This is a genomic window from Streptomyces sp. NPDC039480 (genome assembly GCF_055597165.1).
This window is the reverse complement of sequence record NZ_JBVITX010000002.1, coordinates 400,594-419,965: the sequence shown is the minus strand read 5'-3', so window position 1 is coordinate 419,965 and position 19,372 is coordinate 400,594. Positions and strand designations below refer to the sequence as shown.

Annotated in this window: 18 protein-coding genes; 8 read left to right on the top strand and 10 right to left on the bottom strand. The window is 72.8% G+C overall.

Features of this window, described 5'->3' with window-relative positions:
• Nucleotides 1-38: 38 nt before the first annotated feature.
• The 3 genes from ACZ56E_RS07910 to ACZ56E_RS07900 are packed head-to-tail and all read left to right on the top strand — an operon-like array spanning nucleotide 39 to nucleotide 3,594.
• Nucleotides 39-1,016: a glycosyltransferase family 2 protein gene (locus tag ACZ56E_RS07910; RefSeq protein WP_398300476.1), complete on the top strand. Its 978-nt coding sequence runs from the start codon at nucleotides 39-41 to the stop codon at nucleotides 1,014-1,016.
• On the top strand, nucleotides 1,016-2,410 hold the full coding sequence (locus ACZ56E_RS07905) for a polysialyltransferase family glycosyltransferase (protein WP_471212209.1): 1,395 nt from the start codon (nucleotides 1,016-1,018) through the stop codon (nucleotides 2,408-2,410). The genes ACZ56E_RS07910 and ACZ56E_RS07905 overlap by 1 nt, the downstream gene beginning before the upstream one ends.
• Nucleotides 2,407-3,594, top strand: a complete 1,188-nt coding sequence (locus tag ACZ56E_RS07900; protein WP_471212207.1) for an acyltransferase family protein — start codon at nucleotides 2,407-2,409, stop codon at nucleotides 3,592-3,594. The genes ACZ56E_RS07905 and ACZ56E_RS07900 overlap by 4 nt, the downstream gene beginning before the upstream one ends.
• On the opposite strand, the gene ACZ56E_RS07895 is transcribed toward ACZ56E_RS07900, so the two are convergent.
• On the bottom strand, nucleotides 3,557-4,279 hold the full coding sequence (locus tag ACZ56E_RS07895) for a TetR/AcrR family transcriptional regulator C-terminal domain-containing protein (RefSeq protein ID WP_471213101.1): 723 nt from the start codon (nucleotides 4,277-4,279) through the stop codon (nucleotides 3,557-3,559). The genes ACZ56E_RS07900 and ACZ56E_RS07895 overlap by 38 nt on opposite strands.
• Nucleotides 4,280-4,308: 29 nt before the next feature.
• Between ACZ56E_RS07895 and ACZ56E_RS07890 the strand changes: the two genes are divergently transcribed.
• Entirely contained in the window at nucleotides 4,309-5,775 is a 1,467-nt protein-coding gene (locus ACZ56E_RS07890; protein ID WP_471212205.1) for an FAD-dependent oxidoreductase, read from the top strand.
• A 34-nt stretch (nucleotides 5,776-5,809) separates the two neighbouring features.
• Nucleotides 5,810-6,277: a MarR family winged helix-turn-helix transcriptional regulator gene (locus ACZ56E_RS07885; protein WP_471212202.1), complete on the top strand. Its 468-nt coding sequence runs from the start codon at nucleotides 5,810-5,812 to the stop codon at nucleotides 6,275-6,277.
• A gap of 3 nt (nucleotides 6,278-6,280) precedes the next feature.
• On the opposite strand, the gene ACZ56E_RS07880 is transcribed toward ACZ56E_RS07885, so the two are convergent.
• Entirely contained in the window at nucleotides 6,281-7,198 is a 918-nt protein-coding gene (locus tag ACZ56E_RS07880; protein ID WP_471212200.1) for an NAD(P)-dependent oxidoreductase, read from the bottom strand.
• Between the two features lie 48 nt (nucleotides 7,199-7,246).
• On the opposite strand from ACZ56E_RS07880, the gene ACZ56E_RS07875 reads away from it, so the two are divergent.
• Nucleotides 7,247-7,648, top strand: coding sequence for a MerR family transcriptional regulator (locus ACZ56E_RS07875; RefSeq protein WP_468605057.1), 402 nt, complete (start codon nucleotides 7,247-7,249; stop codon nucleotides 7,646-7,648).
• A gap of 37 nt (nucleotides 7,649-7,685) precedes the next feature.
• Here ACZ56E_RS07875 and leuE read toward each other — a convergent pair whose 3' ends face one another.
• Nucleotides 7,686-8,348 (bottom strand): leucine efflux protein LeuE, encoded by a 663-nt coding sequence (leuE, locus tag ACZ56E_RS07870; RefSeq protein WP_468604742.1) that lies wholly within the window; start codon nucleotides 8,346-8,348, stop codon nucleotides 7,686-7,688.
• 105 nt (nucleotides 8,349-8,453) lie between these two features.
• Nucleotides 8,454-10,037 carry an acyl-CoA mutase large subunit family protein gene (locus tag ACZ56E_RS07865; RefSeq protein ID WP_471212198.1) on the bottom strand — a complete coding sequence of 528 codons (1,584 nt, stop codon included), beginning with the start codon at nucleotides 10,035-10,037 and terminating at the stop codon, nucleotides 8,454-8,456.
• Between the two features lie 119 nt (nucleotides 10,038-10,156).
• Here ACZ56E_RS07865 and ACZ56E_RS07860 point away from each other — a divergent pair, with 119 nt between their 5' ends.
• Nucleotides 10,157-11,038: a L,D-transpeptidase family protein gene (locus tag ACZ56E_RS07860; RefSeq protein ID WP_471213099.1), complete on the top strand. Its 882-nt coding sequence runs from the start codon at nucleotides 10,157-10,159 to the stop codon at nucleotides 11,036-11,038.
• 208 nt (nucleotides 11,039-11,246) lie between these two features.
• Here ACZ56E_RS07860 and ACZ56E_RS07855 read toward each other — a convergent pair whose 3' ends face one another.
• The 6 genes from ACZ56E_RS07855 to ACZ56E_RS07830 all read right to left on the bottom strand — a co-directional run bounded on the left by ACZ56E_RS07855 (nucleotide 11,247) and on the right by ACZ56E_RS07830 (nucleotide 16,580).
• Nucleotides 11,247-12,449 carry a hypothetical protein gene (locus ACZ56E_RS07855; RefSeq protein ID WP_471212196.1) on the bottom strand — a complete coding sequence of 401 codons (1,203 nt, stop codon included), beginning with the start codon at nucleotides 12,447-12,449 and terminating at the stop codon, nucleotides 11,247-11,249.
• Nucleotides 12,449-13,114, bottom strand: coding sequence for an RNA polymerase sigma factor (locus ACZ56E_RS07850; protein ID WP_468604736.1), 666 nt, complete (start codon nucleotides 13,112-13,114; stop codon nucleotides 12,449-12,451). Before ACZ56E_RS07850 ends, ACZ56E_RS07855 begins: the two co-directional genes overlap by 1 nt.
• A 533-nt stretch (nucleotides 13,115-13,647) precedes the next feature.
• Complete coding sequence (locus tag ACZ56E_RS07845) at nucleotides 13,648-13,812, bottom strand: hypothetical protein (RefSeq protein ID WP_471212194.1); 165 nt, start codon at nucleotides 13,810-13,812, stop codon at nucleotides 13,648-13,650.
• Nucleotides 13,813-14,132: 320 nt separating this feature from the next.
• Nucleotides 14,133-14,918: a hypothetical protein gene (locus ACZ56E_RS07840; RefSeq protein ID WP_471212192.1), complete on the bottom strand. Its 786-nt coding sequence runs from the start codon at nucleotides 14,916-14,918 to the stop codon at nucleotides 14,133-14,135.
• Nucleotides 14,915-15,556: an RNA polymerase sigma factor gene (locus ACZ56E_RS07835; RefSeq protein WP_468604733.1), complete on the bottom strand. Its 642-nt coding sequence runs from the start codon at nucleotides 15,554-15,556 to the stop codon at nucleotides 14,915-14,917. Before ACZ56E_RS07835 ends, ACZ56E_RS07840 begins: the two co-directional genes overlap by 4 nt.
• 142 nt (nucleotides 15,557-15,698) lie before the next feature.
• Nucleotides 15,699-16,580 (bottom strand): hypothetical protein, encoded by an 882-nt coding sequence (locus tag ACZ56E_RS07830; protein ID WP_471212189.1) that lies wholly within the window; start codon nucleotides 16,578-16,580, stop codon nucleotides 15,699-15,701.
• A 280-nt stretch (nucleotides 16,581-16,860) separates the two neighbouring features.
• Here ACZ56E_RS07830 and ACZ56E_RS07825 point away from each other — a divergent pair, with 280 nt between their 5' ends.
• A complete protein-coding gene (locus tag ACZ56E_RS07825) occupies nucleotides 16,861-19,368 on the top strand; it encodes an FG-GAP-like repeat-containing protein (RefSeq protein WP_471212187.1) in 2,508 nt (835 codons plus the stop codon).
• Nucleotides 19,369-19,372: the final 4 nt, after the last annotated feature.

Below are 19,372 nucleotides of genomic sequence, written 5' to 3'. Positions count from 1 at the left end.
TCGACACGAATCACGGGCCGACACCTAACGTCACCCACGTGGTTAAGCTCTCCGTCATCGTGCCGTTCTACAACGTGCAGCAATACGCGCCCGACACCTTGAGGAGTCTGCGTGCGAACGCACGTGACGACTTCGAATTCATTCTCGTCGACGACTGCTCGCGCGACGAGACTCCGGACATCCTGGAGCGTGCGGCGCGCGAGCTGCCCGGCGCCGTCCATCTCAGACATGAGACGAACGGCGGCCTCGCGACCGCCCGCAACACGGGCCTCGACGCGGCCCGCGGCGAGTACCTCACCTTCCTGGACGGTGACGACTGGCTCGCGCCCGGCTACTTCTCGCAACTCGTCGCCGCCATCGAGCAGTTGGGCTGCGACTTCGTGCGCACCGACCATGTGCAGTGCACCGCGCGGGCCCGCACCGTGCACCGTGTCCCGCACGGCAGGCGCGGCGTCGTGCTGAATCCGCGCGACGTGATACTGCCCGCCGACCGGTCGACGTCCGTCGACTACGCGTACGCGTGGGCGGGCATCTACCACCGCAGGCTCGCCGACGCGGGGCTGCTGCACTTCACCGACGGCCTGCGCACCGCGGAGGACCGCCCCTGGATCTGGCGGCTGCACCGGGAGGCGGAATCCTTCGCCGCGGTTGGTCTTCTCGGGGTGTTCTACCGGCGCGGGGTCGCCTCGTCACTGACACAGATCGGCGACGTACGCCAGCTCGATTTCATCAAGGCATTCGACCAGGTCGTACGGGAAACAGCGGCTGACCGGGACGCGGACGAACTCCTGCCGAAGGCCGTGCGCACCTACTGCGCGATCATCTCCCACCATTTGGGATCCATCGAAAGGTTCGAGCCATCCGTGGCGCGGAAATTGAAGTCAATGAGTGCGGCCGCGCTGAAGCGGATGCCGCAGGGCGTTCTGGACGACGCGCTCGACTCCATGGACGTCCAGCGGGCGACCCGGCTGCGCAGGCTGCGCCGGCGTCCGGCGTCGGCGGAGGTGGCCGCGTAATGGCGACCCCGCAGGCGTCGCGCCGTACGACGCAGATCTTCCTGGCGTCCACGCTGTACGGCGCCGCGACGCTGGCCGCGGCCCTGGACGCCGACCGCTTCGGCCCCGCCGACCGCCGCATCCTCCTGGTCAGCAACAACGCGGCGACGCCCGAGACGACGACGCCCCTCGACGAGATGCCCGGCTTCGAGCGGCTGCGCGGCCGGTTCGACGAGGTGCGGTCCTGGAACGAGACCATCGCCCCTTTCCACCCGGGCGGCTGGGCCCCGCGCGGCGACGACGTCGTGCTGTGGGAGCGTTACGTCCGGCTGCTCTGGGGCCTCGGTGACGACGCCGTCGAGCTGGCCGTCGAGTCGATCCAGGTCAACCCCGCGCTCGCCCTCGCACAGATCTTCCCCGGCGTCCCCGTCGACGTCTACGCCGACGGCCTGATGAGCTACGGCCCGACCCGCAACAAGCTCGACCCGCTGGTCGGCACCCGTGTGCGGCGCCTGCTGCACCTGGACCTGGTGCCGGGCCTCACGCCGCTGCTCCTCACCGAGTTCGGGGTGGAGCCGGAGGTGGTGCCGACGGACGCGTTCGTGAAGGTGCTCGGTGAACTCGCCGAAGCGGACGAGGGCGACGAGGGCGGCGAGGGCACCGTGCTGCCGGACATCGAGGCGCCCGTCCTCGTCCTCGGCCAGTACCTCTCCGCCCTCTCCATCCTCACCCCCGAGGAAGAGGAGGAGCTGCACATCCGCATGGTGCGCGGCGCCGCGGAACTCGGCCACACGCGCGTGGTGTTCAAGCCCCACCCCACCGCGCCGGCCCGCTGGTCGCGCGCCCTGGAGAAGGAGGCGCAGACGATCGGCGTCGAGCTGACGGTGCTCGACACCCCCGTGCTCGCCGAGGTCCTCTACCAGCGGATGCGGCCCGCGCTCGTCGTCGGCTGCTTCTCCACCGCCCTGCTCACGGCGTCCGCGCTCTACGACCTGCCCGTCGCCCGCACCGGCACGAACCTCCTCCTGGAGCGCCTCGCGCCCTACCAGAACAGCAACCGCGTCCCGGTCACCATCGTCGACGCCCTGCTGCCCGAGCTCACCGACCGGGCCGCCGTCACCGCGCGGGCACCGGGCCTCGGCACCGGCGAGCTGACGAACCTCCTCAAGGCCGTCGGCTTCGCGATGCAGCCGCAGATCTACCCCCGGCTCCGCCCCGACGCCGAGCGCTACCTCGCGCGCCACCTCTCGGCCGCCACCTGGCGCTACTTCAAGCGGCGCCGCCTCACCGCGCTCGCGCTGCCCGGCGCCGTCCCCTCGCAGCTGGCCTTCATCCCGCGCAACGCGGCCGTCCGCCGGGTCGCCCGCCGAGCCCGTTCCGTACAGCGCTCGCTCAAGCGGACCGCGCTCGGATGACCTCCCCCGACATAACGCTCCCGAAGCTCTCACCGGGAGCGGAATCCGCGGCGCCGCACACCCTTCGGGCCCCGCGGCCCGCCCGCGGGAAGCCCCGGCTGCGCGCTCTCGACGGGCTGCGGCTCGTCGCCGCGCTCATGGTCGCCGCCTACCACTACGGCGGCCGTGACGGCGAGATAACCGAGGCCTGGGGCAGCTCGCCGAAGCAGCAGTTCCCCACGGCCAGCGAGTGGTTCGCCTACGGCTGCCTGGGCGTGCAGATCTTCTTCGTGATCAGCGGCTTCGTCATCTGCATGAGCGGCTGGGGCAGGCCCCTGCGCTCGTTCTTCGCCTCCCGGGCCTCCCGCCTGCTGCCGTCGTACTGGGCGGCGATCGTCCTGGTGACGGCCGTCTTCGCACTGCCAGCCGTCGCGTACAAGGCCGTCTCGCCCAGTGACGCGCTGGTCAACCTCACCATGCTGCAGCAGCCGCTGGGCGCGGACCGGGTGCTCGGCGTGTGCTGGACCCTCTGGGCCGAGCTGCGCTTCTACGCGCTGTTCGCGCTGTGTGTGGTCATGCCGGGCGCGACCCGCGCGCGCGTCGTGCTGTTCTGCGCGGTGTGGACCCTGGCCGCGGCCGTCGCGGAGGCCGCGGACCAGCCGCTGCTCGACCTGGTCCTGATGCCGGAGTACGCGCCGTTCTTCGTCGGCGGCATCGGCATCTATCTGATCCACCGCGACCGCCGCGACCTGACGGCGTGGGGCATCACCGGCGTGAGCTGGCTGATCGGCCAGCACTACGCGGTCGACCGGCTGTGGCACGCCCCGAACCCGGACTTCTTCTCGTACCGCTCCTCGGTCGGGATCATGGCGGTGGTGACGGCGGGCTTCGCCGCGGTGCTGCTGATCGCGCTCGGCCGCCTGGACCGGGCGAACTGGCGCTGGCTGACCGTGGCCGGCGCGCTGACGTACCCGTTCTACCTGGTGCACGAGCACCTGGGCTGGGTGACGGTGGAGGTGCTGCACCGCCATCTGGGGCTGCCGTCGTACGCGACGCTCGGCCTGACCGTCGCCGCGATGCTGGCCCTCGCGTGGCTCCTGAACCGGTACGTGGAGGAGCGGCTGACCCCGTTGATCCGCAACGGCCTCAACCGCAGCCTGACCACCGCTACCGCTCCCTCTCCCGCTCCCGCTCGCCGGAAGTAGCGCCGGAAGCAGCGCCGGGAGCAGCGCCGGAAGCAGCGAGCGTCGCCCCGATCCCCGCCACGACCGCGGCGAGACCCTCCTCGAAGCCGCGGTCGTGCGAGCGGAACATCTCCTCGCCCGCCGCGGCGGCCAGCGGGTACGCGGCGAGGCGCTCGGCGCGCGCCACGAGGTCGTAGCCTTCGTCGCCTTCTCTGCCGCCGCGCCGAGCCGGGCCCGTGGACTGCTCCTCGATGACGTACCCGATCGTGTAGCTGTACACGGTGAACCAGGCCCGTACCGCCGCGCCCGGCGCGAATCCCGCATCGCCGAGCGCCCGCAGATGGGTTTCGAGGGGCGCCGCGTACGACAGGTCCGTGTAGCGCGTACCGCTGAAGACCTTGGCGCCGTCGCGGTAGCCCAGCAGGTGGGCGCGGAGGCCGCGCATCGCGGCGGTGAGCGCCGTGCGCCAGTCCGGGTCGGGCGTGGACAGGAAATCCTCGCCCATGCGCCGCATCATCTCGGTCGCCATCTCGTCGAGCAGCGCCTGCTTGTCCTTGAAGTGCCAGTACAGCGCGGGTGCCTTCACATCGAGGCGCTGGGCGATGGCGCGCAGGGTCAGCCCTTCGAGCCCCGTCTCGTTCAGCAGCTCGAGCGCGGTGCGCGCCACGCGGGTCCGGTCCAGTTTCGTCGTAGCCACCTTGACAATTTAACACCGTTAAGCGCACCCTCGTCGGCATGGCACTTAACGACGTTAAGGAAATCGGCACGACCGGTGTGCTCATCGTGGGCGCGGGCCCCACCGGGCTTGCGCTCGCCTGCGACCTCGCGCGGCGCGGCGTGGCCGCCCGTGTCGTCGAGCGGGCCCCGGCCCTCTTCCCCGGCTCGCGCGGCAAGGGTCTGCAACCCCGCACCATGGAGGTCTTCGACGACCTCGGCGTGGTCGGCGCGGTGCTCGCGGCGGGCGGCCCCATCCCGGTCGGGATGGTGTGGCGGGACGGCGAACGGCAGGGCGAGCACCGGATGTTCGACGAGCCGGAGCCCACGGAGACCGCCCCGTACACGACACCGTGGATGCTCCCCCAGTGGCGCACGCAGGAGATCCTGCTGACCCGCCTGCGGGAGCTCGGTGGCGACGTCGCCTTCGGCGCGGAGGTGACGGAGCTGGCGCAGGAGGCCGATGGGGTCACCGCCCGGCTGTCGACGGGTGCGACGGTGCGAGCCGCGTACGCGGTGGCGGCCGACGGCGGCCGCTCCACCCTCCGCGGGGCGCTGGGCATCGCGATGACGGGCGAGACCGTGGACCCGAACCCGGTCCTGGTCGCGGACATCCGCGCCCCCGCGCTCGACCGCGACAACTGGCACATGTTCCCGGCCGCCGACGGCACCGGCCTCTATACGGCGATCTGCCCGCTGGCCGGCACCGAGGACTTCCAGCTGACGGCCCAGCTGCCCGCAGGGGCGACACCCGACCTCTCCCTTCAGGGCGTACGCGACCTGGTCGCCGCCCGGACGCACCTGAGCGCCGACGACGTGACCGCGGTCCGCTGGTCGTCGGACTTCCGGCCGCGCGCGGCGCTGGCCGACCGCTTCCGCGAGGGCCGCGTCTTCCTGGCCGGCGACGCGGCTCACGTCCACTCGCCCGCAGGCGGCCAGGGCCTGAACACCAGCGTCCAGGACGCCTACAACCTGGGCTGGAAGCTGGCCGCGGTGCTCCGGCACGGCGCGCCCGCGGCCCTCCTCGACACGTACGAGGAGGAGCGGCGGCCCAACGCCGCGCGAATGCTGGGCCTGTCGACCCGCATCCACCGGGGCGAGGCGCGGCGCGGGGCGGCCACCCGGCAGCTCGGCATCGGCTACCGCGACGCGTCACTGGCGGTGGAGACCCGCGAGGGCCTGCCGGAGGAGGCGCTGCGGGCGGGCGACCGGGCGCCGGACGGGCCGTGCGGCACCGGGACGCTGTTCGACGTGTTCCGCGGCCCGCACTGGACGCTGCTCGCGGTGGGCACGGACGCGGAACTGCCGCCGATGGACGCGGAGTTGGTCCGCGTGCAGGCCCTTCCCGCGTACGAGCCGTACGGCAAGGGGCTCTTCCTCGTCCGCCCCGACGGGTACGTGGGCTGGGCGGGGACGGACGCGCGGGACGGCCTCACGGAGTACTTGGCGCGGTGCGGCGCCTCCTTCCGAGCCGACTTTCCGGCTTGACCTCAAGCAGACTTGAGGTTTTAGGTTCAAGCACATGTCAGCTTTCGCGTACTCACACAGTGACCAGGACCTCGTCAACCAGCCCATCGGCTACTGGAGTTCGGCCGCGGGCGCGGCCGTCGTCAACCACATTCGCACCATGCTCGCCGAGATGGGCCTCACCCAGCCCCAGTGGTGGACCCTCAGCCAGCTCGTACCCGCGCCGGAGGGCCGCCCGCGGGACGAGGTCGTGGGGGTCCTGAAGGGCTACCTGGAGATCGGCGAGGGCGCCCTGCACCACAACATCAACGCCCTGCACGACCGCGGCCTGATCACCGAGGACTCCGCGGGACGCATCGCCCTCACCGAGGACGGCCGCGCACTCCAGGCCCGCGTGGCGGAGCGACAGAAGGCCGTCCGCGCGGAGATCCACGAGGGCATCACCGACGAGGACTACGTGCGCACGCTGAAGGTCCTCCAGCGGATGATCCACAACGTGGGCGGCTCGGCCTGGCACCACTGACGGTCAGTCGGCGCGGGGCCTGCTGAACTCCTCGATCAGCACGGGGTACTGCTCCGCGCCGTGTCCGGCGGCGATCGCGCGGGCGGCCATCGCCTGGATCAGCTTCGGCAGTTCGGCGTTGACGCCCGCGGCCTCGCTCTCCTCGACCATGTGCGCCATGGCCCGCGCGTCGGTCTCCAGGGCCGACACCTCGGCGGGGAAGGCGCCGGCGTCGATCTGCCCGGCGTACCCGGGCAGCCATTCGGCGACGCCGGCGGCGATCTGCCGGGCGAACGGCGCGTACGTCGCGGCGTCGACGCCGGCCGTCCTGAGCAGGGCGGTGCCCTGGAGCCAGGCGTTCAGGACGCTCCACATCATGGCGAGCCCGGCCACGTCGTACAGGGCCGCGAGGCCGTGGTCCTCGCCGAGGTGGGTGACGGTGCCGAGCGCGGCGAGGGCCGGCTCGTGCGCCGCGAAGTCCGCCGTGGGGCCGCTGTGCAGGATCACCGCGTCGGCGGTGCCGATGACCGGCGGGACGGCCATGATGGCGCCGTCGAGGTAGCGGGCACCCCATTTCCCGGCCCACCGCGCGGCCTCCCTGGCCTGGGCGGACGAGCCCGAGGTCAGATTGACCAACGTCCGTCCTTCGAGGGCGGGTTCGGCCGTGCCGAGCAGTTCGCGTACGGCGTCGTAGTCGGTGAGGCAGATGACCGTCAGCGGGCTCGCCCTGAGGGCGTCACCGACGTTCGGCGCCAAGTGCGCTCCGTCCGCCACGAGTTGGTCGGCCTTGGCTGCGGTGCGGTTCCACACGGTGGTGGGGTGCCCGGCTCTCAGGAACGCGGCGGCGAGCGCCTGGCCCATGAGGCCGAGTCCGATGACGGTCACGGGCGCGGGCGCGTTCACGGGTGCTGCGGAATTGTTGATCTCGGGTTCGTTGTTCATGACAGCATCGTCAACGTTCATACCGGTATGAAGGTCAAGCGAGGTGCGATGCGGATCGGGGAACTGGGGCGCCGGACGGGCGTCAACGCCCACCAGTTGCGCTACTACGAGGCCCAGGGCCTCCTGGAGGCGGAGCGCGGCGCGAACGGGTACCGCGAGTACGACGAGAGTGCCGTGCTGCGGGTGACGCAGATCCGGCACCTGCTGGGCGCCGGGCTGTCCTCCGAGGACATCGCGTACGTGCTGCCCTGCGCGGACGGAGAGGCCCCGCGGCTGCCCGCGTGCCCCGAGCTGCTGGCCGCGATGCGGACGCGGATGCGCCGCCTCGACGACCAGATGGAGAAGATCGCGCGGTCCCGCGAGGCCCTGGCCACGTACATCGACGCGGCCGACCGGATGGGCGGCGACAGCTACGCGCCCTTGACGGGTGCCGCCGCCACAGGTCCGTGACGCGGCGACCGTCACCGGGACGTGACGGCGGCGGCCGTCACACGCTGCTGACCGACAGCTTCACCGCGAACCCGAGGAACAGCGCGCCCGCCGCCGACGTGGCACCGGCCGAGAGCCGCCTGCGGCGGCGGAAGGCGGCCGCCAGCTTGGTGCCGCTGAAGATCAGGGCCGTCAGATAGAGGAAGCTCGCCAGCTGGGCCAGGATGCCGAGCACGACGAAGGACAGCGCGGGATAGGCGTACCCGGGGTCGACGAACTGCACGAAGAAGGCGATGAAGAAGAGGATCGCCTTGGGGTTGAGCAGGCTGATCACCAGGGCCCTGCGGAACGGCCGCTCCCCCGGGGCCGCCGCCCCGTCGTCCGCGGCCCGGCCCCCTTCGGCCGCCTGGTCCCGGCGCGCCCGCCACATGCCCCACGCCGCCCGCAGCATGCCGACCGCCAGCCAGGTCAGATAGCCGGCGCCGGCGTACTTCACGATCCCGAACAGCACGGCGTTGGCCTGGAGCAGCGAGGCGACACCGGCCGCCGAGAGCGTCATCAGGACGGCGTCGCCGCACCAGACGCCGGCGGCCGCGGTGTACCCGGTGCGGACGCCGCGGCGTGCGGCGACGGAGAGCACGTACAGCGAGTTCGGCCCCGGCAGGAGGATGATCAGGACGAGGCCCGCGAGATAGGTCGGAAGATCGGTGACACCCAGCATGGCGGGAGTTTCGCACGAGTGTGCGGCGTGGGGACAGGGGTGTCCGTGTGACGGACGGCCGTGCTTTCAGGCCTCAGGCCGCCTACAGGCCGCACAACGCGTACGTCAGAACGCGTCCGTCGGGACATACGCCCCCCACACCTCCCGCAGCGCGTCGCACACCTCGCCCACGGTGGCCCGCGCCCGGAGCGCCTCCTTCATCGGGTACAGCACATTGGCGCCCTCCCCCTTCGCCGCCTCCTGGAGCGCGGCGAGGGCTGCGCTCACCGCCGCGCCGTCCCGCTCCGCGCGGAGCCGGGCCAGGCGGGCGGCCTGCTGGGCCTCGATGGCGGGGTCCACGCGCAGCGGTTCGTACGGCTCCTCCTCGTCGAGCCGGAAGCGGTTGACGCCGACCACGACGCGGTCGCCGCTCTCCGTCTCCTGCGCGATGCGGTAGGCGTTGCGCTCGATCTCGCCCTTCTGGAAACCCTGCTCGATGGCGTGCACCGCCCCGCCGAGGTCCTCGACGCGCCGCATGAGGGCGAGGGCCGCCTCCTCCACGTCGTCGGTCATCCTCTCCACGACGTACGACCCGGCGAAGGGGTCGACGGTCGCCGTCACGTCCGTCTCGTACGCGAGGACCTGCTGGGTGCGCAGCGCGAGCCGGGCCGACTTGTCGGTGGGCAGGGCGATGGCCTCGTCGAAGGAGTTGGTGTGGAGCGACTGGGTGCCGCCGAGGACCGCGCCGAGGCCCTGGACGGCGACGCGGACGAGGTTCAGCTCCGGCTGCTGGGCGGTGAGCTGGACGCCGGCCGTCTGGGTGTGGAAGCGGAGCATCAGCGACTTGGGGTTCCGCGCGCCGAACTCCTCCCGCATGATCCTGGCCCACATGCGCCTGGCCGCCCGGAACTTGGCGACCTCCTCCAGGAGCGTCGTACGCGCCACGAAGAAGAAGGAGAGGCGCGGCGCGAAGTCGTCCACGTCCAGGCCGGCCGCGACCGCCGTACGGACGTACTCGATGCCGTCGGCGAGGGTGAAGGCGATCTCCTGCGCGGGCGAGGCACCCGCCTCGGCCATGTGGTAGCCGGAGATGGAGATGGTGTTCCACTTCGGGATCTCGGCCCCGCAGTACCGGAAGGTGTCCGCGACGAGGCGCAGCGAGGGCTGCGGCGGGAAGATGTACGTGCCGCGGGCGATGTACTCCTTCAGCACGTCGTTCTGGATCGTGCCGGTCAGCCTGTCGGCCGGGATGCCCTGCTCCTCGGCGACCAGTTGGTACAGGAGGAGCAGCGGCGCGGCGGGGGCGTTGATCGTCATCGACGTGGAGACCTTGTCCAGCGGGATTCCGCCGAACAGGACGCGCATGTCCTCGACCGAGTCGACCGCGACACCGACCTTGCCGACCTCTCCGCTCGCGATCGGGGCGTCGGAGTCGTGGCCCATCTGCGTCGGCAGGTCGAAGGCGACGGAGAGGCCGGTCGTGCCGTGCTCGATCAGCTGCCGGTAGCGGGCGTTGGACTCGGCGGCGGTGCCGAAGCCCGCGTACTGGCGCATCGTCCAGGGGCGGCCGGTGTACATCGTGGGGTAGACGCCGCGCGTGTAGGGGTACGCGCCGGGGGCGCCGAGCCGCTCCGCCGGGTCCCAGTCCGACAGGGCCTCGGGGCCGTACACGGGTTCGATGGGCAGTCCTGACTCCGACTCGTGTGTCATGCCTCCAGCTTGCGCCCGCGCGCGGGACGCGTCACTCGCGGCAAACCGGGAAACACTTCCAGAGTCATGAGTCGTGTGTCGTGAGTCGGTCGTGAGTCGTCTAGGAACGCGGGGGCGTGATGGGCAGGGGCGCGATATCGGTGGGGGCCGTGGCGGTGCTGGTGCTGACGGCGGGGTGCAAGGCGGTCGCGGTGGACACGGACGGGAAACCGGGCGGCGCGGACGCCGGAGCGGGCAGATCGACGGGCGGCCGGGCGGCGTCACCCCCGGCGGTATCACCCCCGGCTGCGCCTCCCACCGCGTCTCCCCCTCCCGCCTCATCCGCCGCGCCGGCCGCTCCCGCTGCTCCCGCCACCCCCGCCGTCCCGCCCAGGACGCTCATGCGGGCCGGCGACAGCTCCGGGCAGGTGCGGGAACTGCAGGCCAGGCTGCGGCAGATCGCCTGGTTCCACGAGAACCCGACGGGGACGTACGGGCCCCGCACGGTCAGCGCGGTCAAGGGCTTCCAGGCCAAGCGGGGACTGCCCCGCACGGGTGACACGGACACGGTCACCTGGCGGCGGCTGCTCGACATGACACGCGAGCCGACGCGGCACGAGCGGTACGCGGGCGGCGGCATTCCGGCGGCCGCGCCGGACAAGCGGTGCCTGACCGGCCGGGTCCTGTGCATCGCCAAGAGCAGCCGCACGCTGACGTGGATGATCGACGGCAGGGCGGTGTCGACGATGGACGTGCGGTTCGGCTCGCAGTACACGCCGACCCGCGAGGGCGCCTTCACCGTCTACTGGAAGTCCCGGCACCACGTCTCGACGCTCTACGACACGGCCATGCCGTACGCGATGTTCTTCAGCGGCGGCCAGGCCGTCCACTACTCGTCGGACTTCGCGGCCACGGGGTACGGGGGCGCGTCGCACGGTTGTGTGAACGTCCGGGACGAGAAGAAGATCGCGAGCCTGTTCGCGCAGGTGCGGAACGGCGATCGGGTCGTCATCTACAAGTGATCCGGGTGCTCCAAGCACTCCGGGAAAAAGCGGCGTGGGCGGGATCGGGGGAACGTATCCCGCCCACGCCGAGGGCACGGAGCCGAAGGTACGGGGGGAACCCCCGGCTCGTGCGTGGGCCGATGACCAGTCGGCTCATTACTTACTGCGTCTCCTGCTCGAAAAACGTCACACCCCCGTGGGAAGCCCGGGTTACGGGAGGCCTCGGCTACGGAAGGTGGGGCAGGGCGCTGCGGGACGGCTTGGGGGTCTGGTGAGGAGTTGAGGGGGTGGAGACGGGGGGCGGGACCGGGGCGCCCCCGGTGTCACCGCCCGAGCTGCCGTCCTCGTCACCGCCCGGGCCGTTCTCCCCGTCGCCGTTCTGCCCGTCGTCACCACCGTGGCCGCCGCCACCGCCCTGACCGCCACCGCCGCCGTTGCCGCCGCCCTGGTGGCCGCCACCTTGGTGGCCGCCTCCGCCCTGGTGGCCGCCGCTGCCCGGGCCGCCCAGAATCCGGCCGCAGAACGCCTCCACGCGCGCCGGCCCCTTGGCGGCCTCCTCCAGACGGCGGCGCTTGTCGCCCTGGAGCTCACCGCTGCGGTAGGCGCGGCAGGCGGTGACCACCTTGCGGTACCACGTCCTCGCCTCGTCGCCGCGGGGCGGCCTGTCACCGCTCGGCTGCCGCGGGACGTCGGTGTGCGCGCCGCCCGCCTCGGCCTCCGGCGGGGAACTCGACACGGGCTCCCGCGACGTCGGCTCGTCGTCGGGTGCCGTGCTCTCGTCCGGGACCACGTCCTCGGACGGCTCACCCGCGTCGTCCGACGGGGTGGGGGAGGCCGTCGACTCCTCCGGTGTGGTGGCCGGCGACACGGAGGCGGCGGGGCCCGGGTCACTGTGCGTGCCGAACGGCGAGGGCAGTACGCCCGTCCCCGCGGCCACGGCGACACCGCCGGCCATGCAGGCCGCGAGGGCCGCGGCGATCCCGAAGCGGACGGGGCGGCCCCAGCGGCTGGGGGTCGGACGGTTTCCGGCACGCCCCAGACGTACGGTCTCGCCCGCGGCCGCCTCGTGGGCGGCCGTCGCGTACGGCGCGGTCCTGGCACCGCCGCCGCGGACGGCCCCCGCGCTCTCCGCACGGGCGTCCCGAGGCTCCCGCGCCGCCCGGAACGCGGCCAACGCCGCGGCCTCGCCCGGAAGTTCACCGGCAACGATGTCGGACCCCTCGGCGACGGACTCGGCGACGGACCCGGCAACCGCTTCCGCCCCCGGCTCCACCTCGCCGACACCCTCCTGCGCGGCCAGCGCGGCGAGTGCCCGGGCCAGCCGGTCGGCCTCCGCGCGGTCGTGAGGGCCGATGCCTTCGAGGGGCTCCCCGCGCAGCAGACGCTCCGCCGCGTCGCGGTCCAGCCACTGGTGCTGCTCGTCGGCCATCACATGTCCTTCTGCGTCCGCGAACGCCATTGCGTCACACCGGCGGACGTCACCGCGCAGCCGCGCGGCTCTCTCTGCGGCGGTACGGCGTCGAGCGCGTCCCTGGGGTCCGCGCCCTCCGAACCGAGCAGCTCGGCGAGGCGCTTGAGGCCGCGGTGCGCCGCCGTGCGGACGGCTCCGGGACGCTTGCCGAGGGTCTGCGCGGCGCTCTTCGCGTCGAGGCCGACGACGACGCGGAGCACGACGGCCTCCGCCTGGTCCTGCGGGAGCCTGGCTATCAGGGCGAGCGCGTCGCCGGTGGCGAGGGACTCCATCGCCTCGCCCGCGGTGTCCGCGTCGCCCGGCTTCCCGGTCAGCTCCGACTCGTCGCCGCCGACGGCGGGGCGGCGGCCCCGCATGCGTATGTGATCGAGGGCGCGGTTGCGCGCGATGCGCGCCGCCCAGCCCCGGAACCGGTCCGCGTCACCGCTGAACCGGTCGAGGTCGCGCGCTATCTGCAGCCAGGCCTCGGAGGCGACGTCCTCGGCGTCCGGGTCGGCGACCAGCGTGCGTACGTATCCCAACAACCGTGGGTGCACAGCGCGGTACACAGTCCGGAAAGCGGTCTCGTCCCCGTCCTGCGCCGCAAGCACCGCGGCGGTCAGCTCCGCGTCGTCCCCCAGCACTCTCTCAATCCTGCCACTCGGAGATCTGCGCCCGGCCCCGGCGCGAAGCAGCACGCTACGGGCTCGGACAGCCTTACGTCCATGTTTGTACAACGTGCAACTACCAGGTGACAGAACGCGGTGTGACAGAAAACGCACCAGCGGCGCTGAAGGAAGTACGGACCGCACGCGGTTCGTACCGTGTGCCGGCCGGGGCCTCTCCTGTGGGGGGTGGCGGCCCCGGCCGGGCACGTTCTTCACCCCGCGCGGCGGTCAGCACCCATGCCCGCCGCCCGCCCCCGCACACCCGCACCGCCGAGCACGCCCGGGCACCTTCACCCACCACGACGCCCCCGAGCACCCGCTCAGGGACGCCTTCGGCCCCAGCACCGCCCCCAAGCCCCTGCTCCGCCACTCGCCCCGGCCACCCCACCCATCTCTCGCCTCGCCCCCGACCTTCTCCCCCAAGCTCAGCTTCCGCCTCATCCCCGACCTCGGCTTCGGCCTTATCCCCGACCTCGGCTTTCGCCTTATCCCCGACCTGGGCTCTCGCCTTATCTGCGGCCCAGGCCTTCGCCACGCCCCCGACCTTGGGCCTTCTCCCCGACCTCGGCTCTCGCCTTATCTGCGGCCCAGGCCTTCGCCTCGCCCCCGGCCTTGGCTTTCGCCTTCTCCTCGACCTCGGCTTTCGCCATGCCCGCGGCCTTGGCCTTCGCCACGCCCCCAGCCTTGGGCCTTCTCCCCAACCTCGGCTTTCGCCTTACCCCCGGCCTCGGCTCTCGCCTTGCCTGCGGCCCCGGCCTTCGCCTCGCCCCCGGCCTTGGGCCTTCTCCCCGTCCCTGGGTTTCGCCTTACCCCCAGCCACGGCTTTCGCCTTGTCTGCGGCCTCGGCTCTCGCCCTGTCTGCGGCCCGGGCCTTCACCTCACCCCCGGCCTTGACTTTCGCCTTCTCCTCGACCTCGGCTTTCGCCTTGTCAGCGGCCCGGGCCTTCGCCCCACCCCCGGCCCTGGGCCTTCTCCCCCGCCCCCGGGTTTCGCCTTATCCCCGGCCTCGGCTTTCGCCATGCCCGCGGCCTTGGCCTTCGCCACGCCCCCAGCCTTGGGCCTTCTCCCCGACTTGGCTTTCGCCTTGCCCGCGGCCTTGGCCTTCGCCTCGCCCCCGGCCTTGGGCCTTCTCCCCGTCCCCGCCCCCGGCCTTGGGCTTCGCCTTGTCCTCGGGTTTCTTCCCGGCCTGCGGCTTGCCTCTCGGCGGCTTGTTCTCCTGCTTGCCCGCGGTGGTCGGCTCGGCGGGCTTCTTCTCCTTCTTCTCAGCGTGCCCCTTGCCCTTGCCCTTGGGCTCGTTCCTGCTCTCAGGGTTCTCTGGGCTATCCGGTTCCGGCCCGGGCTTCCGCCCGGCGTCGCCCGACCCGCCCGGGCGGGTGCCTCCCTCCGAGGATGGGGAGGGGAGGGTCGGCGGTGCGGACGACGGGGCCGGGACGGGGTGGTCGTGCAGGGGCGGGGGGTCGGAGATCGTGCCCGCGCCCGCCAGGGCGACGCCGCCGAGCAGGCCGCCCGCCAGCACCACACCCCCGGCCGCCCGCAGCGACACCTTGCCCCGGCGCGTCTCGCGGGGGCGCCAGTCGTCGCGGCGCCGCGTCCTCGCCCGGCGGTGCGCGCCCTCGTCGCGGGCCGCCCGGAACGCCGCGACCGCCTCGCGCTGCGCGTCCGTGTCGACCTCGGCGTACGCGCCGGCCCGCACGGCCGCCTCGAGCAGCTCGTGCGTGGCGGTGAGGGAAGGGGGCGGGGGCGGCTTGCCGTCGGGTCCGGCGGCGTCGTCTGCGTTCATCTCGACTCCCCCAGCGTGCCGGAGCCGTCATCCGTCACACCGTCGGGCCTCGCACCGTCGATCCCGAGCCGCTCCCCCAGCTTCCTCAGCCCCCGGTACGCGGCCGTCCGCACCGCCCCAGGGCGCTTGCCGAGGACGCGCGCCGCCGTCGTGCCGTCCAGGCCGACGACCACCCGCAGCAGCACCGCTTCCGCCTGGTCGCGCGGCAGCGTGGCGACCAGGGCGAGCACCCGTTCCGTCGAGATCGCCTCCAGGGCCGACGCCGGCGTGCTGTGCGGGCCCGGCAGTTCGAGCACGTCCTGTTCGAGCGCGGTGGGACGCGGCCGCGCCTTCTGGCGGCGCAGATGGTCGAAGGCCCGGTGCCGGGCGATCGTCGCGGTCCAGCCGCGGAAACCCGCCCCGTCCCCGCGGAACCGCCCGAGGTCCCTGGCGATCTCCAGCCACGCCTCGGCGGCGACGTCCTCCGCGGTCTCGCCGTCCGTGCCCACGAGTCCGCGCAGATAGCCCACCAGCCCTGGCTGGACGAGGCGGTACGCGACCGCGAACGCGGCCTCGTCGCCCTCCTGGGCCGCTGCTACGGCCCTGCCCAGCTCCTCGTCGTGCGCCTGTGCGCGACGGGGTCCCCCACCCTGGCCCAACCCGCTCCCATCCGGCCGTCTCGGCACAGTGCACCGCGCCCGTGCCCCCACGGTCACCAGCGTCGCCGGGCGCGGAAATGTCACAGCGCGTCGGCGGACGGCCACCTGCCGGAGATCTCACACGAGACCTCACACCCCGGCCTCACACCTCGAAGAGGCCTCCGCCGCCCCCGGGGCCGATCTCCGAGATGTCGAGCGTCAGCGCCGGTGCCGGAGCCACCGCGGAGACCGGCTCGCCGTACTCGGACAGCCGCATCCGCATCGTCTCGCCGTCCTTCTCCGACTCCAGGCCGAGAAGGTACGGCCTGCCTTCAGCCGCCACGTACACGGCCGTGCCGCTGTCGTCCTCGTGCTCGACGAGCGGGGTGACGTCCTTGCCGTAACGCCGGGTCTTCGGCAGGGCCTTGACCACGTCGTCCGCGCCCGGGCTGCCGGGCATCGCGCGGGTGATCTTGTCGAGGTCGCAGCTGTTCACCGGCATCGAGGGGCCGCCGCCGGCGCCCGTCGGGATCTTCAGATACTTTCCGCGCGCCAGCGCCGTCCGCTCCTGGACCCGCGCCGCGGTCTCGGGGCCCCTGCTCGCCGCCATCTCGCGGATCGCCTGCAACGACGCGTCACTGAAGCGTACGTAGGTCGAGCCGCCCCCGATCATGATGAGGTCGCCGCGCTGCATCGGGCCCGCGTCGAAGGTGCCCGTGCAGTTGCTGTCGCGGTCCATGTGCAGCGACACCTTCTGCCGGCCCTTCGGGGTGGACATGTCGACGGCGATGCGCACCGATTCCGCGTCGCGCAGCAGCTTCATCGCCTCGGCGGAGAGCTCCTTGCCGCGTGCCTCGTCGGCGGGCACGACGTCCTCCAAGGTTCCTCCGGAGTACGCGACTTCGCGTTCCGTGCCGCAGGACGTGAGCCCGCCCGCGACCGCGCCCACCGCGACGCAGAGCGCGGCACCCCGCACCCACCGCCCGCCAGCCCCGGCGCGGCCCGCCACGCGCTCTCCCACCCGATCCCCCACCCATATGCCCATGTCACAACTGTCACATCCCCCAGCGCGCCCACCCGCCCCGGTGTCACACCCTCCGCATGCGGGATACATCACGCGACAAATCGCCTGCCCGGCTACAACCCTTTGCCCTCTCTGCCAGTCGTACGGACTTGGTTCACCTGAAATTCGTTGAGGAGTGGGGCAATTGATCCCGCGCAAACCGCGTGAAAAGGCGCGTACCACGCATGCGTACAGGCCGCTGAGTCACAAGCGACGGGCGTGGCTGACGATCGGGGCCGTCGTGCTGGGCGGCGCAGGTGCGGTGACGTACGCGACGGCCGGCCCGAGCAACGGGGAGGGTCCCGGCGTCGACCCGCGCGCCGAGCGCCCGTCGAGCGTGCACGACCTCCCGCTGAAGACCGACGGCGCGACGAAGCGCACGCTGCCGCGCACGTCGACCGAGCAGTTCTCGCTCCTCGGCGTCTCCTGGAGCGGTGCCAACGCGGAGCCGGCGGGCACGGCGCAGGTGCGCACGCGCGCCATCGGCTCCGGCGCGTGGAGCGGCTGGCGGTCGCTCGATCTGGAGCCGCACCCTCCGGAGAGCGCCGGCTCGGAACGAGCCGCGTCCGACCCGCTCTGGGTCGGCCCGTCGGACGGCGTGGAGGCCCGCGTCGTCGCGGCCGACGGTTCGTCGAGTGCCGGACTGCCCAAGGGACTTGAGGTCAACCTCGTGGACCCGGGCGTGACGCCCAAGGAGGCGCGGAACCCGTCACTCGACGGCGGCACCACGGCGAAGGGCACCGCCACCGCGATGACCCCCGCCGCCTTCGCGGCCGACGCCGACACCCGCGCCCCCGCCGCCAGGCCGACACCCCCGCCGTCCACGGTCACCCGGCCGCCCGTGATCAGCCGGTCGGCCTGGGGCGCCGACGAGTCCGCCGTCACGGACCCGCCGGAGTACATCGAGAAGGTCAAGGCCGTCTTCGTCCACCACACGGCCGGCACGAACGACTACAGCTGCGCCCAGTCCGCGTCGCTGGTCCGCGGCCTCATGACGTACCAGGTGGAGACCGAGGGCCGGAGCGACCTCGGCTACAACTTCCTCGTGGACAAGTGCGGCCAGATATTCGAGGGCCGCGGCGGCGGCATCGACGAGCCCGTCCGCGGCGCCCACACCACCGGCTTCGACGGCGACTCGACGGGCATCGCCGTCCTCGGCGACTTCGAGGGCGACCCGGCGACGGGCAGGGCCGCGGGCCGGCCGACCCGCGCCGCCCTGGAGTCGGTGGCGCGCGTGGCGGCCTGGAAGCTCGGCCAGTACGCGGGCGACCCGGCCGGCAAGGTCACGCTGACCGCGTCCGAGGACACCGGCGTGTGGAAGAAGGACGAGCGGGCCTCGCTCAACACCGTCTCCGGCCACCGCGACGGCGCCACGACCGCGTGCCCCGGCAAGAACCTGTACGCCAAGCTCGGTGAGATACGCCGGTACGCGAGCAGCGCGGGCCGCAACTCCGCCGTACCGACGGGCGACTACAACCGCGACGGCATCACGGACCTGATCGCCGGCACCCCGAAGGCGTCGTCCAGCCGCGGCCGCGTGACGGTCGTGCCCGGTGGCCTCGACGGCCCGGTGGGCGCCTCGAAGATCTCGCTGACGCAGACCAGTCCCGGTGTCCCCGGCAACTCCGAGACCGGCGACGACTGGGGCGCGGCCACGGCGTGGGGCGATCTGAACGGCGACGGTCACGCGGACCTCGTCATCGGCGCCCCCGGCGAGGACGACTCGTCGGGCCACAAGGACCGCGGCGCGGTCACGATGCTGTACGGCCCGAAGTTCACGTCCGGCACGGACATGCAGCTCTCCGCCGACTTCCACTACCCCGGCGCCAGGTTCGGCGCGGCGGTCGCGTCCGGCGACTTCAACGCCGACGGCAAGGCCGACGTGTTCGCCGCGGCGACCGGCACCGGCGGCTCGTGGGCCGCGCGGCTCGACGCCGACCACGCGTCGGGCGGCAGCCTCACCCCGGGCGACACCGCGATCGCCTACCCCGACGCCGCGTCCGGCGACTTCAACCGCGACGGTTACGCGGACGTGGCGCTGACCTACCGCGACCAGGCAGGCAAGGGCAAGGTCGCCTGGTTCAGGGGCGGCAGGTCGGGGCTGAGCCGGGTCGGCGTGCTCTCCGTACCGGGCGGCCGCTCGGTCGCCGTGGGCGACGTCAACGGCAACGGCTACGACGACCTCGTCATCGGCCAGCCGTACACCTCCGAGTCCGGCGCCCACGCGGGCGGCCAGGTCACGGTGGTCCCCGGCACGTCGACGGGTTTCACGACGACCGGCATGAAGACGGTCCACCAGGCGACGTCCGGCGTCGTCGGCGCGGCCGAGGCGGGCGACGCGATGGGCTGGTCGGTCGCGGCGGGCGACTACAACGCCGACGGTTACGCGGACGTCCTCACCGGCGCCCCCGGCGAGGACATCACCCGCGGCACCAACCGCAAGGACGCGGGCACCTCGCTCCTCCTGAAGGGCTCCTCGTCCGGCCTCACCGGCACGGGCGCGAAGGCCTTCTCGCAGGACGAGCCCGATGTGCCGGGCTCCACGGAGTCGGGCGACCGGCTCGGCACCTCGGTGACGCTGGCCGATCTGTCCGGCTCCGGCCGCGCGGACCTGGCCATCGGCGCCGAGGGCGAGGACTCCGGCGACGGCACCATCCTCCAGCTGGACAGCACCGCTTCGGGCGTCCCTGGCGCGAGCGGCGTCTATTACGGGCGTACGTTGCTGGGGACCCCGGCCGGCGCCAAGCTGGGCCAGGCGCTGACGCCGTAGCGGT

Coding starts and splice junctions, on each gene's coding strand:
- ACZ56E_RS07905 (WP_471212209.1), top strand. CDS start 1,016: ATGGCGACCCCGCAGGCGTCGCGCCGTACGACGCAGATCTTCCTGGCG.
- ACZ56E_RS07900 (WP_471212207.1), top strand. CDS start 2,407: ATGACCTCCCCCGACATAACGCTCCCGAAGCTCTCACCGGGAGCGGAA.
- ACZ56E_RS07890 (WP_471212205.1), top strand. CDS start 4,309: ATGGCACTTAACGACGTTAAGGAAATCGGCACGACCGGTGTGCTCATC.
- ACZ56E_RS07885 (WP_471212202.1), top strand. CDS start 5,810: ATGTCAGCTTTCGCGTACTCACACAGTGACCAGGACCTCGTCAACCAG.
- ACZ56E_RS07880 (WP_471212200.1), bottom strand. CDS start 7,198: ATGAACAACGAACCCGAGATCAACAATTCCGCAGCACCCGTGAACGCG.
- ACZ56E_RS07875 (WP_468605057.1), top strand. CDS start 7,247: ATGCGGATCGGGGAACTGGGGCGCCGGACGGGCGTCAACGCCCACCAG.
- leuE (WP_468604742.1), bottom strand. CDS start 8,348: ATGCTGGGTGTCACCGATCTTCCGACCTATCTCGCGGGCCTCGTCCTG.
- ACZ56E_RS07865 (WP_471212198.1), bottom strand. CDS start 10,037: ATGACACACGAGTCGGAGTCAGGACTGCCCATCGAACCCGTGTACGGC.
- ACZ56E_RS07860 (WP_471213099.1), top strand. CDS start 10,157: ATGGGCAGGGGCGCGATATCGGTGGGGGCCGTGGCGGTGCTGGTGCTG.
- ACZ56E_RS07855 (WP_471212196.1), bottom strand. CDS start 12,449: ATGGCCGACGAGCAGCACCAGTGGCTGGACCGCGACGCGGCGGAGCGT.
- ACZ56E_RS07840 (WP_471212192.1), bottom strand. CDS start 14,918: ATGAACGCAGACGACGCCGCCGGACCCGACGGCAAGCCGCCCCCGCCC.
- ACZ56E_RS07830 (WP_471212189.1), bottom strand. CDS start 16,580: ATGGGCATATGGGTGGGGGATCGGGTGGGAGAGCGCGTGGCGGGCCGC.